This window comes from Sphingomonas yunnanensis, from assembly GCF_019898765.1.
Lineage (GTDB): Bacteria > Pseudomonadota > Alphaproteobacteria > Sphingomonadales > Sphingomonadaceae > Sphingomonas > Sphingomonas yunnanensis.
Window position 1 is genome coordinate 390,026 of sequence record NZ_JAIOKB010000003.1, and the last position, 16,001, is coordinate 406,026.

Here is a 16,001-nt window from a genome sequence, read left to right on the forward strand (position 1 = left end):
GCGACGCATGACTGACACGACGGTTGGCCGGTCAGAAGCGCGAGATCAGCGCGACGCCGCCGATCATCAGCGCCGCGCCCAGGAAGCGCATCGGATTCATCGCATGCTGCTCCATCCGCAGCAGGCCGAAATGGTCGATCGCGAGACTGGCGAGGATGTTGGCGGTGATCGTCACGCCGTTGACGGGACCGGCCCCCAGCTTCTGGATGAAGGTGAAGCCGGCGAACACCGCGACGGCACCGACGATGCCGCCGAGCGGGGCCCACCACGGCATGGCAGCGAGATCCCCCACCGTGGGTAGCGGCCGGGGCATGCACACGAACAAGGCCGCGGTGGTGAACAGCACCAGCATGAACGAGACCGAGGTGGCGAGCCAGGGATTGCCGAGCGACTTGTTCAACTCGCCTCCCATCGCCGCTCCGGCGGCCTGCAGCATGCCAGCGACGAAGATAAAAGGGAAAGCCCAGGCAGCATTCATCGGGTCATCCTCTGCGAGTCAGCGCCACTTGCCGCGGCTCCAACCTTGCAGACCACATCAGATGTCCGGAGCCGAGAAATTAATTTGGATTGGCAACGCAGGTGCGCGTGTCGCATACCTCACCGGGCGCCCCGCTGCCACTTGTCCGCCACGCCGCGGCCCAGCACGCGGCGGCGCTCCAGCCGCGCGCAGAGCGCGGCGTAATAGTCGGTGAGGAAGCCCGCGTCGTCGTCGTCGTCGGGGAGGCCGGCCTTGCCGCGGATCGTGCTCGCCGCCACGGCGAGCCGAGCCGCCTGGCCGGTGCGAAGCACCTCCTCCAGCGCGTGCAGCTCATATTCGCCGTACAGGTCGAGCGCCGCCTCGGTGAAGCGCCGCCCGGCCGGCGCGGCGGCGAGGTCGCTGCCGAGCGGCCGCCGCTCATCGCGCACCACCCAGGTGCCCGCGAGCAGGTCGCCCATGCGCAGCCGGTCGCGGTTGAACAGCGGGAAGAGCAGGAAGATCGCGGACCAGCCGAGCGCCGCGATCGCCAGCCAGGCGTCCGCCCGCTGCGCGCCGGCCTGCATGATCAGGAAGGTGAGCGGCAGGAACACCTCCACCTCGCGCACCGCGTTGCGCGCGACGATCGCGCTGCCGGTCAGCCGCACGCCGTCGCGCGCGATCACACGTAGGCCGAGCGCGCGCTTGCCGGGCGTGGCACCGCGCACGCCCAGCTCGAAGAGGATGAACCAGCCGTTGCGCAGCACGAAGGCACCGAGCAGCCACAGCACCGCGATGATCTCGGCCGAGCGTGACCCCCGCGTGAGATAGCCGATCGCCGCACTCAGGAGCGCGAGCGTGAGCAGCATCGCCAGCAGGTCCAGGCAATAGGCCGCGGCGCGCGCGCCGGCGCCGCCGAGCTCGACGCCGAGGTCGACCCCCTCGGGCGTGACGAGGCGACGCCGCAGGCTCCGGCCGTCAGCGCGCGCCATCGCGGCCCCGCGGTAGATAGAAATAGGCCAGCCACGCCACGAGCATCACCGCGCCGATGGCGGCGCGCGCGAGGCCGCCGTCGACGGTCTGCCGCCCGATCCCTTCGAGCAGCCCGGCGGCGGCGAGCATGATCACCGTGCCCATCACCACCACCGCCCCACCGCGCCCCGCGTCGAGCGCGGCGTCGGCCCTCTCCTGGCGTCCGGGAAAGGCGAAGGCCGCGCCGATGCGGAAGCCTGCCGCCCCCGCGAGGACCACCGCGAACAACTCGGTGGTGCCGTGGATCGCGAGCCATTGCGCGAATTCCACGCCGACGTCGCGGCCGGCGAACACCGCGATCATCGCGCCGAGCGACAGGCCGTTATAGGCGATCAGCAGCGCGGTGGGTACGCCGAACGCGATCCCGAGCGCGAACGAGAAGATCGCGATCTGCGCGTTGTGCGTGAAGAGGAAGGCGGCGAAGACCGCGAGCATGTCCCGCGCGCCCTTCGGGTGAAGCGTCGCGCGCAGCGTGGCGGCGCTGGCGCCCGGCTCGCGGCCGCCCGCCATGCCGTCGGGCACGAGGCCGTAGAACCAGCTCGCCTCGCCGCGCACCAGCAGATAACCCGCGAGGATGCCCGCGACCGTGAGCGCGAGCGCGGCCAGCGTCTCGCGCCACTGCGCGCGGACCGCGGCGGGCCAGTCATGGCGGAAGAAGCGCAGCAGCTGCGCCAGGGCGGGCTCGGCCGGGCCGTACAGCTGGAAATAGGCGCGCGTGCAGAGCTGCTCGAGATAGCCGATGAGCGCGCGATCGAGCGAGGTCGCGCGCGCGGCGGCGAGCGACGACAGCGCGACGCGATACAGCAGCGGCAGCGCGAGCAGCTCGTCGTCGTCGAGCGCGCGCACCGAATGTCGCTCGGCGCGCGCGAGCAGCGCGTCGAGCCGCGCCCAGTCGGCCTCGTGCGCGGCACGGAAGCGGCTACCAGCGGCGGCGGCGGAGGCGGGACGCGCGCTCACAGCAGGTGCCGCCGCTTGAGCTCGGCGTAGGTCGCGACGAGCCGCTCGCCGACCTGATCGTGCGCGGCCTCGACCACGTGCGCGCCGAGGTGACGCAGCCGCGTGAGCACCAGCAGCCGGTCGCGCAGCAGCGCCGCGGCGGTGACCGCGCGGGTGATGTCGGCGGGGCGTTCGGGCGCGCGCGCGATGATCGCCTCCAGCTCGGCGTCGCGCAGCACGACGAGCAGCAGCAGGTGGCGCTGCACCAGACGCGCCGCGGCGCGCACCAGCGCCTCGGCGGCGACCAGGTCGGTCACTTCGGTGAACAGCACCACGGTCGAGCGGCGCGTCAGCCGCCCGGCGAGATCGGATAGCGCGAAGGTGTAGTTGCTCTCCGCCAGGCTATAGTCGAGCGCGGCGACGCGGTGCTGCAAGGTGGCGAACGCGCGCGCACCGCCGACGAAGCCGGTCGACAGCCGCGGCCGCTCGTCGAACGCCTCGATCGCGACGCGATCGCCGAGCTTGAGCGCGACCCAGGCCGCCAGCAGTGCCGCCGTCACCGCGCGGTCGATCCGCGGCACGCGCGCGACCGGCTCGCTCATCTGCCGCGCGGTGTCGAGCGCGAAGACGATCTGGCTGTTACGCTCGGGCCGGTAATCCTTGGCGTGGAGCCGGGTGTGGCGCGCCGATTGTTTCCAGTCGATCGCGCGCCGATCCATCCCGGGCTGGAACTCGACCAGCGCCTCGAACTCGCTGCCGTCGCCGCGGTCCTGCTGCGCCAGCATGCCGTCGAAGGCGAGCCGCCGCAGCAGTTCGGCGCCGCGCTGCCGCACCGGGCGGATGTCGGGCAGGATCGGCAGTGCGGCGGCGAGCGGTCGCGCGCGCTGGTGCCACGCGAGCCCGAGCGGACCGTGCCAGCGCAGCCACAAGGTCGCAGGGCGCGCGGTGCCGCGACGCCGCGGCGTGACCGTGATCGTCGCGCTGCCGTGCCCGTCGACGAGCGCGACGGCGCAGCGGCCATCGTCCGCCAGCGTGAGCAGCGGGTCGGCCGCGAGCGCCACCTCGGCGCCGCGGACCCGCGGATCCGCGGTCACCGCCACGGCGAGCGCGACCTCGGCGCCGACCGGCGCGCTATCGGGCAGCGTGAGCGCGGCGCTGGCGCGATGCGCGCCGAGCCACGCGTCGGCGATCACCAGCAGCAGCACCGCGGCGGGCCAGGCGAGCGCGACATACCAGCGCGCGGGTAGCGCCACCGCGACCACCAGCGCGAGCGGCGCGCCCGCCGCCGCCGCCAGCGCGGCCGCGCGGGTCGGATAGATCACCGCGGTGCCTCGATCGCCGCGACGATGCCGGCGACCACGTCCTCCACCTGCTGCCCCTCGATCTCGGCCGCGGGCGACAGCTGCAGGCGATGGCGCAGCAGCGCGGGGGCGAGCGCCTTGACGTCGTCTGGGATGACGAAATCGCGCGCGTCGATCGCCGCGCGCGCGCGCGCGGCGCCCGCCAGCATCGCGCCGGCGCGCGGCGAGGCGCCGCCCTGCAGGTCGGCATGGTCACGCGTGGCGCGCACCAGCGCGGCGATATAGTCGGTCACCTCGTCGACCAGCCGCACGCGCGCGACCGCGTCGACGGCGGCGCCGATCACCGCGGCGTCGGCGCAGGTCGTGACGCCCCAGGTCTCCGGGACCATCGCGCCGTCGCGCGCGCCATGAGTCGCGATGATGCGGCGCTCCTCCTCGGCACTGGGATAGCCGACCAGCTGCTTGAACAGGAAGCGGTCGAGCTGCGCCTCGGGCAGGGGATAGACGCCCTGCTGCTCGATCGGGTTCTGCGTCGCGATCACGGTGAAGCGCGGCCCGAGCGGCAGGCTGTCGCCGTCGATCGTGACGGTGCGTTCCTGCATCGCCTCGAGCAGCGCGGCCTGCGTCTTGGGCGGCGTGCGGTTGATCTCGTCGGCGAGCAGCAGGTCGGTGAAGATCGGCCCGCGCGTGAGCGTGAAGCTCGACGTCTGGAAATTGAACAGGTTGGCGCCGATAATATCGCCCGGCATCAGGTCGGGGGTAAATTGGATGCGCCCGAACGCCAGCCCGGTGGCACGGGCGAAGCTGTGCGCGATCAGCGTCTTGGCCGTACCCGGCGGACCCTCGAGCAGGACGTGGCCGCCGGCGAACAGCGCCACCAGGATCGTCTCCACCGTGTCGGACTGGCCGACCACCGCCCGCGCTACCTCGCGCCGGATCGCCGCCGCCAGCGCCGCCACTTCCTCGATCGTCACTCTCGTTCCCCCATCCAGTCGTGCAGTGCGCGCGCCGCGCGCGTCATCTCAGCGGCACCCGTGGCCGCGGCGAGGGTGCTCGCCAGCGCGGTGAAGCGCGCGTGTCGATCGAGCCCGTCGAGATAGGCGTCGAGCGCGGCGCCGCGAAGCCGTGCGGGCGCGGCGAAGGCGCGCGCCGCCGCCTCGCGCACCACGTCGACGTAGCGCTGCCCCAGTCGCGCCTCGCGCCCGGCCCTGCGCACCAGCGCGGCGGTGTTGTCGACCAGCGCGGCCTTGCCGAGCGCGAGCGCGCGCGGGCGCTCGCGCGGGCTGCCGAAGCGCGTGACCGTCCCCAGTGCGGCGAGCAGCAAGGCGACCGCGAGCGTCAGCGTCAGCGCGAGGAACGGCGGCTCGAACACCAGCTTGAGCGGGTTCGCCCCCGCCGCCAGGCCATTGAGCGTGACGTCGAAGGCGATTCCCTGCGCCGCGTTCGAGTTCATCCAGTCGAGCAGCGCCAGCGCCGCCGCGGCGGTGCGCGGATCGTGCATCCCGCGATTGTCGAGCAGGTCGGGATCGGCGAGGACGTAGAGCGGCCGGTCGGTGAAACGGCCGAGCACGATCGCGCCGCGCTCGTCGACGATGACGGGCTCGAGCACCCCGTAGGCGGGCGAGCGCGCCGGCGCGCGGATCGCCTGGAGCGGGCGGGGGGCGGCGAGACGCAGCCCGGCGAGCTCGGGCACGACCGCGCGCAGCGGCCGGCCGAAGCTGGGGCGCTGGACGATCGCGAACCGGGTCTCCGGCACGAACACGCCATAGGCTTCCAGGCGGTCCTTCAGGCCCGTGACATGAACCCAGCCGGGATGTTTGGCGTCGGCGCGTGTCGACCATTTGGGCAGCACGAACAGGGTGGGCAGCGATGCGCGGGGCGCCAGTACCGGGTCGATCGGTGCGGCACCGGTCTCCGGCGTGGCGACGAGCAGATCCTCGGTGTCGAAGCGATGCGGGTCGCGCACGATCCGCGGGCGACGCCCGGTCGCCTCGGCGAGGCGGACGAGCGCGCTATAGCCGGTGACGCCGCCCGACAGCGCGTGCGCGCCACCGTCGCCGCGTCCGCGCCAGTCGGGCGCATAGGCGCTGAGCAGCAGCGTCGCGACGAAGCCGGCGATGCCGAGCGCGAGCAGGACCGCCACCGTGGTCGGCGCGAACAGTCGCGGCGTCGGCGCTGCGTCGCTCACGCGCGCCATGCCGTGGGCAGCGCGAAGGCGGCATAATCGGCGCGCGCCATCTCCCATCCCGCGGCGTCGACCGGGCGTCCGCCGAACAGGCTGCGCTCCACCAGCCGCGCGATCGCGGCGAAGCGCTCGCGCGCAGGCGGCGGCAGTCCGGGGGCGGCGGCGAGTTCGCGCGCGGTCAGCGCCGGCTGGACCATCGCCGGGCGTCGACGTGCGAGGTCCTCGACCGAGCGGACCAGCAGCAAGTGGACCGCCTCGGCGAAGCGACCCGCCGCGGCGAGGGCGTCGGCCTCGCGCAGCCAGGCGCGCACCGGTGCCGGCTCGAACAGCGGCGGCTCCTCCGCCGCCGTGGGATCACCGGCACGACGGCGGCGCCAACGCGGCCAGCGCCACACGCCGTAGCGCACCCGCTCCACGACGGCCCAGGCCACGCCCGCGAGCAGCAGCGCGATCGCGCTCCACAGCAGGATCTTGGCGTAGGGCAGATCGGGCAGGTCGGGCAGCCATCGGCCGAGCCAGCGAAAGGCGCGCGCGATCGGGCGCAGCGCGGCCTCGATCCACTCGCCGAGCGTGCGCAGCCATGCCGGCGTCGGGACGGGCGGTGGCGGGCGCGTCAGCTGGAACTGCACCGAGGGATCCGCGACCAGGGCGCGATGCGCCTCGGCGAAGCGCGCCGACGCGAGCTCGCGCGCGGCGCCTCCGTCCCTGATCGTCGCTGTGCTCACCCGTCCCCCAAATCGGTGCCTGCCGACTGTGCTTATAAGAAGAGTGACGTGGAGTAATCAGCATTCACCACGATTCTGGCTAGACTTCGCGCCGGACTTGCGTCGTCATGATCGCGGTGATGATCCGGGCGAAAGAGGGAGTATATGGCGACCGTCATCGGTGAGCGTTCGGCGTCGTTGCGCCTCGGAACAGTGTTGTCGCGCGCGGGGCAGGCGGTGCGTTCGGCACCGGCGCTGTTCTTCGGGATCGGCTTCCTCCTCGCCGCACTGCCCGCCGCCATGTTCCAGCTGATGGTGCTCGGCGCGGGCGAGGCGGGGGTGGCGCTCTCGATCGCGTTCGGCCTCGGCTGGTTCGTGCTGTATCTCGCGGCGCAGGCGCTCATGATGCGCGCCGCGGTGGACCGACTCGACGACCGCGCCGAGCCGCTGCGCGCGCTGGTCGAGGTCGCCGCGAAGACGGCGCTGCCGCTGCTCGCGACCTCGCTGCTCTACGGGCTCGCCGTCCTGCTCGGCTGGTTCGCCCTCCTGGTCCCCGGCGTGATCGTGGCGACGATGTGGTCGCTCGCGACGGTGGTGGTCGTCGCCGAGCGGGCGGGCCCGATCACCGCCTTCGGACGGAGCCGCGCCCTGACCAGCGGTTCGCGTTGGCGGATCTTCGGCCTCTTCCTGCTCGTCGGCATCTTCTATCTGCTCTGCTACGCCGTACTCGGCCTGGTACGCACGACCGTGTTCGGCCTGTCCGCGGTGGACACAGGCGCGTCGGTCGGCGGCGTGATCTTCTCGGCCGCGCTGAACACGGTCGGGCTACCGATCTGGTGTGCGATCCAGGCGGCGCTGTACGTCGAGTTGCGCGATGCCAAGGACGGTCCGGCCGGGGACCGTCTCGCCGACATCTTCGCCTGATCGTCGGCATCGGGCGTCGACGACAGCGATCGCGCGGCGCGCTCGGCACGATGATCGCTTCGCCGCCGGCGGGGCGCTGAGCGAGGCCTATGACGGGCGGCCGGTGCTGCTCGGGACCGGCGCGCGGGGCACCCCGCGCTGGCGCCGCTGGTCGGGTCTGTCAGCGACCCGATGGCTGACGCCGGCTGGGAGCGCGGGCTGTCCGCCGCGCTGCCGCTGGTGCCGCTCGCCTGCGCGGCGAGCCTGCCGCGCGCTCGCCTGCCGGCCCGCGGCGGCGGGCACCCGCGAGCGACTAGGCCGCGTGTACCGCGCGATCGAAGACGGGGTGGGCGCGGACCCGGCTGGCGTTCGCCCGACCCGCCGCGCTGTCGTGACTGAGCCGGTTGGCCTCGGCGACATGGTAGAACGCGACGACGTCATCGATCCGCTCGAAGCGAGCGTCGGCGGCGAGCAGGCGGACGTAGAAGTCCCAGTCGTTGCAATTATGGAACGACGGGTCGAAGCCCGCGACCGCCAGCGCGACGCTGCGACGGACGATCGACCAGCTCGGCCCGATCGCGCCGCTGATCGCCAGCGCGGAGTGGATGTCGCCGCCGCTCCAGCCGCACTCGGGCTCGCCGGACGAGCCGCACGGCCACACGCGCCGGAACTGACCGACGACGACGTCGGCGTCGTGCCCCGCCGCGAGCAGCGCCGCAGCGGCGCCGTCGAGCCAGGCGTCGTCGCTGTCGAGGAAGGCGACCCACTCGGCGCGGGCGAGCGCGAGCCCGGCGTTGCGCGCGCCCGAGGCGCCCATGTTGCGCGGCAGCAGTACCGCCCGGACGGTCGCGTGGCGGGCCTCGAGCGCGCTCAGCACCGCTGCGGTGCGATCCGTCGAGCCGTCGTCGACGAGGATGACCTGGCGCGGCGGCGGGTCCTGCGCCAGCACGCTCGCGACCGCCTGGGCCACGGTGCGCGCGCGATTGAAGCAGGGGATGACGACGTCATAGTGGCCGCACCTCACGGCGTGAGGCGGCCCGGTCTCTGATGTAAGCATGGTCGAGCCTTTAAGGTGACACGTCGGCGACCGCAACGACGGCCGCGCGCCGCGGCGGGTCAGCGCAGCCCGAGCGCGTCGCGGATGATGTAGTGCAGGTCGGTCTGGTCGAGCAGGCCGCTGACATTGACCGCGCACGGCCCGTAAGCCGCGACGCGCAGCTGCGTGCCGGTATGCCCCTGCGAGCCTTCCTCCGCCGTGCCGCAGTTGACCGTGATCACGCTGCCCTCGCGCGTGGTGAGCGCGGCGGTAAGACCGGGCGCGCGCGTGCCGTCGCCGACGATCTGGCTGGTATGGGCATGGTCGGCGGTGACGATCACCAGCGTGTGCCCGTCCGCCTCGGCGAAGGCGAGCGCCTCCTGCACCGCCTCGTCGAGGTCGACCGTCTCGCCGATCTGGCCGCAGGGGTCGGCGGCATGGTCCTGCTTGTCGATCGAGGCGCCCTCGACCTGGAGGAAGAAGCCTTTGGGGCGGCCGCGTAGCAGCGCGATCGCCTTCTTCGTCATCGCCGCCAGCGTCGGCGTCGCGGCGGTGCGCTCCGCGTTGGGCCGGCAGGTGGCGGGCGGCCGGTCGATGTTGCCGTGGTGGGTCGCGCGCGGTCCGGTCCAGCGCACCGGCATGTTGCCCGGAGCGAACAGGCCGAGCAGCGGCTGACGGTCGTCGGCGCGAGTGACCGCCTCCAGCTCGGCGGCGGTGCGGACGATGCGATAGCCGCGCGCGCGGGCCTGATCGAGGAGCGTCCGGCCCTTGTACGCGCCGGCAGGCGCCATCTCGGCGAAGCTCTCGGCGCCGCCGCCCAGCACGAGGTCGGCGCGGGTCGCGAGCAGCTGCTCGGTGATCGATCCGGCGCCGCCCTGCTCCAGCGCGTTCTGCGGGCAGGTCCGGCTCGTCTCCGCCGGTGCGAAGCAGCTGCGCTGGACGACATGCGCGAGAAGGGCGCCGGGCGTGGCGTCCTGGATCGCGGCGGTGGAGACGTCGCCGGTGGCGAGCCCGGCCGCCTTGGCGCGCTCGAGCAGCGTCGCGTGGGGAACGCCGCGGATATCGACACCGATCGCGCCGTTGTAGCTCTTCACGCCCGTGGCCCAGGCGGTCGCCGAGGCGGCGCTGTCGGTCACGTAATTGGGCTTCCCCGTGGTGCGATCGAGCGAGTAATGGGTATATTGTCCGGTGAAGGGCAGCGCATCGATGCCCTTGAGATAGCCGCCCGCGCCCTCGGCATAGTCGCGCGCCAGCGTGATCTCCGAATCGCCCATGCCGTCACCGATCAGCAGGATGACGTTGCGCACCTCACCGTCGGACGCGAGCGCGCGATAGGCGGCGCGCATGTCGCCGCGCAGCCGTCGCGCGCCGCCGGGCTGGCTGAGATCGCCCGCCGCGGCGCGCGACAGGTCGGGCGCGGCGCGTTGCGCCAGCGCCGGCTGCACGGTGCCGGCGAGCAGCGCGGTCAGAGCGAGACGCGGGAACATGGTGTTTCTCCTGAGAGTCATGGCGTTTCCATCACGGTCGGCGCGGCGTCAGAGCTGAGCGAGATCCTCTGCGGTCCCGAAGAGCACGGGCGATCTGACAAAAGCTAGCGACCGATCGCAAGTTCGATCATCTCAGCAGTCCAGATCAAAAACGTCGTCGGACCGTTCCGAAGACCTGCCGCGGCGAACCAGCCTGCAGCGTGTTGTTGAGCGACGACGCCGTGTTGAAGAACTGCCCCGACCCGAGCGCGGCAATGTAGCGCTCGTCTGTCAGGTTGACGGCGTTGACCTGGATTTCTACCCCGGCGAAGGTGCTGTTGGCTGGAAAGCGGTAGCCGATCGCGGCGTCGAACAGCGTGTAGCCTCCCACGGTGACGTCACCCGTGTAGGTGACGTTGCGCCCGGAGGTGTAGGCGCCGGCCACGTTCCCGAAGAACATGCCGTCGTCGTAGTTGATCTCGCCCTTGGCCAGGTGCGCCGGCGTGTCGACGGTGCGGACGCCCTTGGTCGCGACGAAGGCGGTGCCGTTGATCGTGTCGTCGTCGTACGTGCTGTCGTTGTACGAATAGGAGGCGATCAGCGCCAGCGGTCGAGCCACCTGATAGGTCGCGCCCACCTCAACGCCGCGGCTCGTCACGCTCCCCACATTCTGTAGGATGCTGGGGTTACCCAAGATGTTCGCGCCGCTGAAGGCGGCGAGCAGCCGGTTCTTGAATTTGACGTCGTAGCCGGCCACGACGCCGCGTAGCTGGCCCAGGTCGAAGCGCCAGCCGCCCTCGATCGTGCGCGACGTCTCAGGCTTAAGTGTGTCGCGGATCGCCTCGAAACCGGCCTGGGTCGTACCGAATGGCCCGCGGAATGAGCTGATGAAGGCGCGCATATTCTCGGCGTAATTGGCGAACAGCTCCTGCCGACCGATCCGGTAGGTCGCCCCGACCTGCGGCTGGAACCAGTCCTTGGCGGCGATCCGTCCGTTGATGAAGGGCGTGCCGAACGTCGTCGTGATGCCGTTGGACACGCGCGTGCCCTTGAATCCGCCTGCCACGGTCAGTGCGTCGAGGACCTGCCAGCTGTCGCTGACGAAATACTGGTTGGTCACGGTCGTGAGATCGGTGAGGAAATCGCTCCTGAACGCGTTCGTGAGGAAGGCGGTCACGTCGGGGCGGTTCGTGAGGCTCGCCGCATAATAGTTGCGATCGGTGCTCGCGCGATTGTCTTCGTGCCAGAAGCCCAGCTGGATCGTGTGCGCGCCCAATCGTGCGGATGCCTTCGCGATACCGCCGTCGCGCTTGATCCCGTACTCCGTGGTGCGAACGGAAAGCGGGAAGCCATCGGGCGAGAACACCGCAGGTGTGTAGATGCCGCCGCTGCCCTTGTCGTAGTGATGGTAATAGGTCGCCGTCGCGTCGAGCCATTCGGAGACCGGCACGTCGAGGGTTAGTGCGCCGAGCCAGTCGCGACGAATGCCGCCGCTGTCGTAATAGGTGTCGTTGACGTTGGTGTAGGGCGCGGGGAAGGCCGTACCCGCGGTTGGAAAAGGCAACGCGCGATTGGCCGCCCGCGCCGTCTGGTTGGCGCCGACCTGCGACAGCAGGATGGCGGTGGTATAATCGGGGCGGAGGAAATCGAGGTCGTAACCGATGCGATCGAGGGTCGCGGGCGACAGATCGGCATAGTTGCGCTCCTTGTGGAGCGAGTAGTTGAGCCAGCCGGTCAGCGTACCGCTGCCGATCGCCTGGACGACCTTGCCGTTCACCTTGGTGTCGGACTGACTGCCGAAACCTTTCCACTTGCTTGCGTCATGAATTACGCCCGAGATCGACAGCTTCGTGCCGGTCGGAAGCTCGCCGCTGTCGAGCCGACCGTAGAGATGGACGGTGTCGTACATGCCGTACGTCAGCGCCACCTCGCCGCTCGGTACCGCTGACGGCACGCGCGACACGAACTCCAGGTTGCCACCGAGGTTGCTGGTCGAGGCGATGCCGAGCGAGCCCGCTCCCTGTGACACGTCGACCCGCGCGATGTTCTCGGCCGCGATCGCGCGGCTGACGTGCAGGCCGTTGTGTCCGTTGTAGAACATGTCACCGAGCGGGACGCCGTCGAGCGTGTAGCCCATCTGGCTCTGGTTGAAGCCGCGCACCGAGAGACGCGTGCCGAGCTCGTAGCTGCCGAACGGGTCCGAGCTCTGCAGCGCGACACCGGGCAGGCGCGCAACCGCCTTCAGCGGCGAACTGCCTGGCGGAAGGATCTCGATCGCCTTGCGCGATACCGTCTGCTCCTGGCGCACCTCGCCGTTGCCGTACACGACGATCTCGCCGTCATCGTCTGCTGCACTCGCCGTTGACGCATCGATGGGAGCGCCAACGGGAGCGACGGTCTGCGCCGAGGCGGATGCCGGGATGGCCATCATGAAGCTCGCTGAGGCGAGAAGAAGAGTCTTCGGATCCATCTGGGTCCTACCTGTCGATGTCGGGGGTGTCGCCACTCGAGCAGCGTTCGTTGGCTTCTCGACTAGGGGCGGTTCGGGTCGCTTCGATGACCGGGGCGCTACGGAACTGTGACACTCACCTCCGATGTCACGGGTTGGTCACGGCTCGTGCTTAGGCCACGCCATAACCGGAGCGAACTCTGACTGGCATCGACGTGCCGTACTCGGTGCCATGGCTGCCTTGGCGGCGACGCCAGCGACCGCCATCGATAAAGGCGCCCGTGGCGCCGCCGATCCGTTCGCACTCGGCGTGGCCAGCGGTGATCCGGACGTCGACGGCTTTGTGCTTTGGACGCTACTAGTCGGAGCATTCGCCGAGCCGTTGAGGGCAGGCGCTGTTGAGATCCGGTACGAGGTCGCGACCGACCCTGCTTTCCGGCAGATTGTGCGCGCTAGTCGGGGCGCCGCGCGTCCGGAGCGCGGACATGCGGTGCACGTCGAGATCGTTGGGCTGCCTGCCGGAAGGCCTTACTGGTACCGCTTTCACGCTCTCGGCGCCACGAGCCCGGTAGGCCGCGCCGCCACGGTACCGCACACCGCCGACCGGCTCAGGCTGGCGGTCACGTCATGCCAGCACTGGGAGCAGGCGCGGCTCGGCGTCTATCGCGACATCGTCGCGTCGGCGCCCGACCTGGTGCTGCAACTCGGCGACTACATCTACGAGCAGAGCTACCCTGACCTGCCGACCGTCCGCTCGTTGGGGCGCCCGAGCCGGGCGACCTCGCCGGCTATCGGCAGCGCCACGCGCTCTACAAGACCGACCCGGACCTCCAGGCCGCACATCGCGAGTGCCCGTGGGTGGTGACATGGCCTCTGTCAAAGCCAATGCACCTGAGCAGGTGATCGGGGTAGGGCGAGGCATGCCCCGCCCGCGCAAGCCAGCCAGTCCGTTCCGCTACTTCAACTCGTCGCCCGAGGTGATCCGGCTGGTGGTGCTGATGTACGTGCACTTTCCGCTGTCGCTGCGGAAGGTGGAGGACCTTCTGTTCGAGCGTGGGATCGACATCTGCCACGATGCGGTGAGGCTGTGGTGGAACAGGTTCGGTCCGCTGTTCGCGGGCGAGGTGCGGCGCCAGCGGGTGAGCCGGATGCGGGGCTTTCGCCACTGGCGCTGGCACCTCGACGAGATGTACGTGAAGCTGAACGGCGAGATGGTCTACCTGTGGCGCGCCGTCGATCACGAAGGTGAGATCCTCGAGAGCTACGTCACCAAAACGCGCGACAAGAAGGCTGCGTTTGCCTTCATGAAGAAAGCGCTCAAGCGCCACGGCTCGCCTGAGGCGATCACCACCGACGGTCTGCGCTCCTACGGCGCTGCACTGAACGAGCTTGGTAGCCGCGAGAAGCAGGAGGTGGGGCGCTGGGCCAACAACCGGGTGGAGAACTCGCACCTGCCGTTCAGGCGACGAGAGCGGGCGATGCTGCGGTTCCGGCAGATGCGAACGCTACAGAAGTTCGCCTCGGTACACGCCAACGTCCACAACCACTTCAACCACGAACGCCACCTCGTCGATCGCCAGACCTACAAGCAGCGCCGCTCCGCGGCGCTCGCAGCGTGGCAGGCGCTTGCCAGCTGACCCGCCGCCCACGAAGCCCGAGGTGCATCGTGTAGAGACGAGTTCGCGTTAGACTGACAGCACCCGTGCGGCTCTTCACCGCCTTCCTGTCGGCCCGGCTCGCAGATTATGCATCGCTGCTCGCCGGACAGCCGGCACTAGAGACCTGATTTCGGTAGCCGGGATAGTACATAGAAGGGCGGGCTATCGATGGTGCCGGGGGTGGCGGCGCATGAACCAACGTCCGACCATGGACGCGTTCAAAGGGCACTAAACGACCAGAAGGGGGTCGGGTTACGATCTTGGCCAGGAGAGCTTCAGCCACCCAATTGGTGACGCTGCCTGGGTTCTCGCCTCTGGGCTTCTCACCACGCAGCCTCCTGCTGTACTGCCAAGCAGCTTTTTACAGTGAAATCGGTTCGCGTTTGCCGAGCGGCAAACGTGCCGACGCTAACGTCGGCTTAACTATGGCGCTTTAGCAAGTCGCTATGGGCGATCTGAGCATCATCGGCGAGGTCGGACTCGGTGAGCTTCACCTCACCGAGAAGCTTCACTTATTCGGCTTTTCCGCGGACGACGATCTGCTTGGCCGCCACATCTGGACCATCCTGCAACCGTATGCACACCGCGTCGTAGAAGCGGAGGTCGCTGGATGGTACAGCTTGCTACCGCGCCTCCCGCACCAAGCGCTTGACCAGCATGTCGCATCATTCAACGGGGTTGTCCGTGACATGCTCTGCGACCTCAAGGCGGGTTGTTGGTCGTCGCTCAGCGCGGAGTGGGTAGTCGCGGCCTTCAACGCTGGGGTGCCGTTGACTGCCGTCCTGGCGCTTAGAAGCGGCACTATTGCCTTGTGCGTCGAGCTGATGACCGAGGAGTACAACTGCTCGAAAGAGGAGCGGACTGCCATCAACCGCCTCTTCCTACGCCTGCAGGCTCTCCACTGCGACGTGCTCGCGACGGTCCATGCCACTCAGGTCGACTCCGCTGCGCAGCGGCAGCGCCACACCACGGCTGAGAGCTTTCGCAACGGCATCGCATCGCTCGTCAGCGGCAGCGTCAGTGAAGGCGCCCTCCTCCGCGAACAGACGACGGCAACCGCGATCGCCGCGCGCGGGATGCTGGGGCAGGCGAGCGAGGTCGCGGCGGCTGCCGAGCAGTCCGCCGTCGCGATGCGCGACGCCGCACGTACCGCCTCCGGCCTCATACTGGCAATCCGGGAGGTACAGAATGAGGTAGATGGCGCAGCCGCAGTTGCCGGCCGGGCAAGCAGCCAAGCCAGCAGCGCAGTAGGAACGTCCGAGACGCTGAGTGGACACGCGAGATCGATCGCATCGATCCTGAGCCTGATCAGAGACATCGCCGGGCAGACCAACCTGCTAGCCCTTAATGCGACGATTGAGGCGGCCCGCGCAGGGGACGCCGGGCGAGGCTTCGCCGTCGTAGCGCAGGAGGTGAAGAGCCTTGCGAGCCAGACCGCGCGCGCGACCGACGAGATCTCGGCTAAGATCGCCTCGATTCAGTCGGCTACTGAGGCAACTGTGAATGTGAGCGCCGGCATCAGAACGACGGTGGCCGAGGTGCAGGAGGGCGCCGATCGGATCCGGCGCACTATGAACGCGCAGGCGCAAACCGTTACCGCGATCACCTCGGCGGTCGACGAAACTGCGCTCGCAGCAGAGACGATGTCCAGTACCATAGCCGCCATAAGGCAGCAGACGCAAAATGTGGCGGCTGAGATCGACAACGTAGGTCTCGGATTTGATCGGCTTGGCGGCCGGCTGACCCTTCTAAGAGACAGTGCGGAGAGCTATTCACGTACGGTTTCCGGCTAGACCAATCTAGCCCGGAGCGCCCTTACTCCTGAGCGCTTTGGTTCGGATCAACGGCTAGGGCAGGACAGGCGCAGTCGACACTCC

Annotated in this window: 13 protein-coding genes and 2 pseudogenes; 5 read left to right on the plus strand and 10 right to left on the minus strand. The window is 69.9% G+C overall.

All coding sequences use genetic code 11. From position 1 onward, the window contains the following. Window positions 1–31: 31 nt before the first annotated feature. The 7 genes from K7957_RS11390 to K7957_RS11420 all read right to left on the minus strand — a co-directional run bounded on the left by K7957_RS11390 (window position 32) and on the right by K7957_RS11420 (window position 6,633). On the minus strand, window positions 32–478 hold the full coding sequence (locus tag K7957_RS11390) for a DMT family transporter (protein WP_223012100.1): 447 nt from the start codon (window positions 476–478) through the stop codon (window positions 32–34). Between the two features lie 119 nt (window positions 479–597). After that, a complete protein-coding gene (locus tag K7957_RS11395; protein WP_223012101.1) occupies window positions 598–1,446 on the minus strand; it encodes an RDD family protein in 849 nt (282 codons plus the stop codon). Beyond that, entirely contained in the window at window positions 1,433–2,443 is a 1,011-nt protein-coding gene (locus tag K7957_RS11400) for a stage II sporulation protein M (protein ID WP_223012102.1), read from the minus strand. The genes K7957_RS11395 and K7957_RS11400 overlap by 14 nt, the downstream gene beginning before the upstream one ends. Further along, window positions 2,440–3,744 carry a DUF58 domain-containing protein gene (locus tag K7957_RS11405; RefSeq protein ID WP_223012103.1) on the minus strand — a complete coding sequence of 435 codons (1,305 nt, stop codon included), beginning with the start codon at window positions 3,742–3,744 and terminating at the stop codon, window positions 2,440–2,442. Before K7957_RS11405 ends, K7957_RS11400 begins: the two co-directional genes overlap by 4 nt. Further along, window positions 3,741–4,697, minus strand: a complete 957-nt coding sequence (locus tag K7957_RS11410; RefSeq protein WP_223012104.1) for an AAA family ATPase — start codon at window positions 4,695–4,697, stop codon at window positions 3,741–3,743. Before K7957_RS11410 ends, K7957_RS11405 begins: the two co-directional genes overlap by 4 nt. Continuing rightward, a complete protein-coding gene (locus tag K7957_RS11415) occupies window positions 4,694–5,920 on the minus strand; it encodes a hypothetical protein (RefSeq protein WP_223012105.1) in 1,227 nt (408 codons plus the stop codon). Before K7957_RS11415 ends, K7957_RS11410 begins: the two co-directional genes overlap by 4 nt. Next, complete coding sequence (locus K7957_RS11420; protein WP_343228384.1) at window positions 5,908–6,633, minus strand: DUF4129 domain-containing protein; 726 nt, start codon at window positions 6,631–6,633, stop codon at window positions 5,908–5,910. Before K7957_RS11420 ends, K7957_RS11415 begins: the two co-directional genes overlap by 13 nt. A 144-nt stretch (window positions 6,634–6,777) precedes the next feature. Here K7957_RS11420 and K7957_RS11425 point away from each other — a divergent pair, with 144 nt between their 5' ends. Continuing rightward, complete coding sequence (locus K7957_RS11425) at window positions 6,778–7,536, plus strand: hypothetical protein (RefSeq protein ID WP_223012106.1); 759 nt, start codon at window positions 6,778–6,780, stop codon at window positions 7,534–7,536. Between the two features lie 292 nt (window positions 7,537–7,828). Here K7957_RS11425 and K7957_RS11430 read toward each other — a convergent pair whose 3' ends face one another. From K7957_RS11430 to K7957_RS11440, 3 genes are all read right to left on the minus strand, one after another. Then, window positions 7,829–8,572 (minus strand): glycosyltransferase family 2 protein, encoded by a 744-nt coding sequence (locus tag K7957_RS11430; protein WP_223012107.1) that lies wholly within the window; start codon window positions 8,570–8,572, stop codon window positions 7,829–7,831. 59 nt (window positions 8,573–8,631) lie between these two features. Beyond that, window positions 8,632–10,038 (minus strand): alkaline phosphatase, encoded by a 1,407-nt coding sequence (phoA, locus tag K7957_RS11435; RefSeq protein WP_223012108.1) that lies wholly within the window; start codon window positions 10,036–10,038, stop codon window positions 8,632–8,634. A gap of 145 nt (window positions 10,039–10,183) precedes the next feature. Continuing rightward, window positions 10,184–12,445, minus strand: a complete 2,262-nt coding sequence (locus K7957_RS11440) for a TonB-dependent receptor (RefSeq protein WP_223012109.1) — start codon at window positions 12,443–12,445, stop codon at window positions 10,184–10,186. A 253-nt stretch (window positions 12,446–12,698) separates the two neighbouring features. Here K7957_RS11440 and K7957_RS11445 point away from each other — a divergent pair. The 4 genes and pseudogenes from K7957_RS11445 to K7957_RS11455 all read left to right on the plus strand — a co-directional run. Continuing rightward, a pseudogene (locus K7957_RS11445) lies at window positions 12,699–13,193 on the plus strand (alkaline phosphatase D family protein); the annotation flags it as partial. A gap of 89 nt (window positions 13,194–13,282) precedes the next feature. Further along, a pseudogene (locus K7957_RS20785) lies at window positions 13,283–13,369 on the plus strand (hypothetical protein); the annotation flags it as partial. 17 nt (window positions 13,370–13,386) lie between these two features. Further along, complete coding sequence (locus K7957_RS11450; RefSeq protein ID WP_223012266.1) at window positions 13,387–14,103, plus strand: IS6 family transposase; 717 nt, start codon at window positions 13,387–13,389, stop codon at window positions 14,101–14,103. Between the two features lie 467 nt (window positions 14,104–14,570). After that, complete coding sequence (locus tag K7957_RS11455) at window positions 14,571–15,917, plus strand: methyl-accepting chemotaxis protein (RefSeq protein WP_223012111.1); 1,347 nt, start codon at window positions 14,571–14,573, stop codon at window positions 15,915–15,917. The last annotated feature ends 84 nt before the right edge of the window (window positions 15,918–16,001 follow it).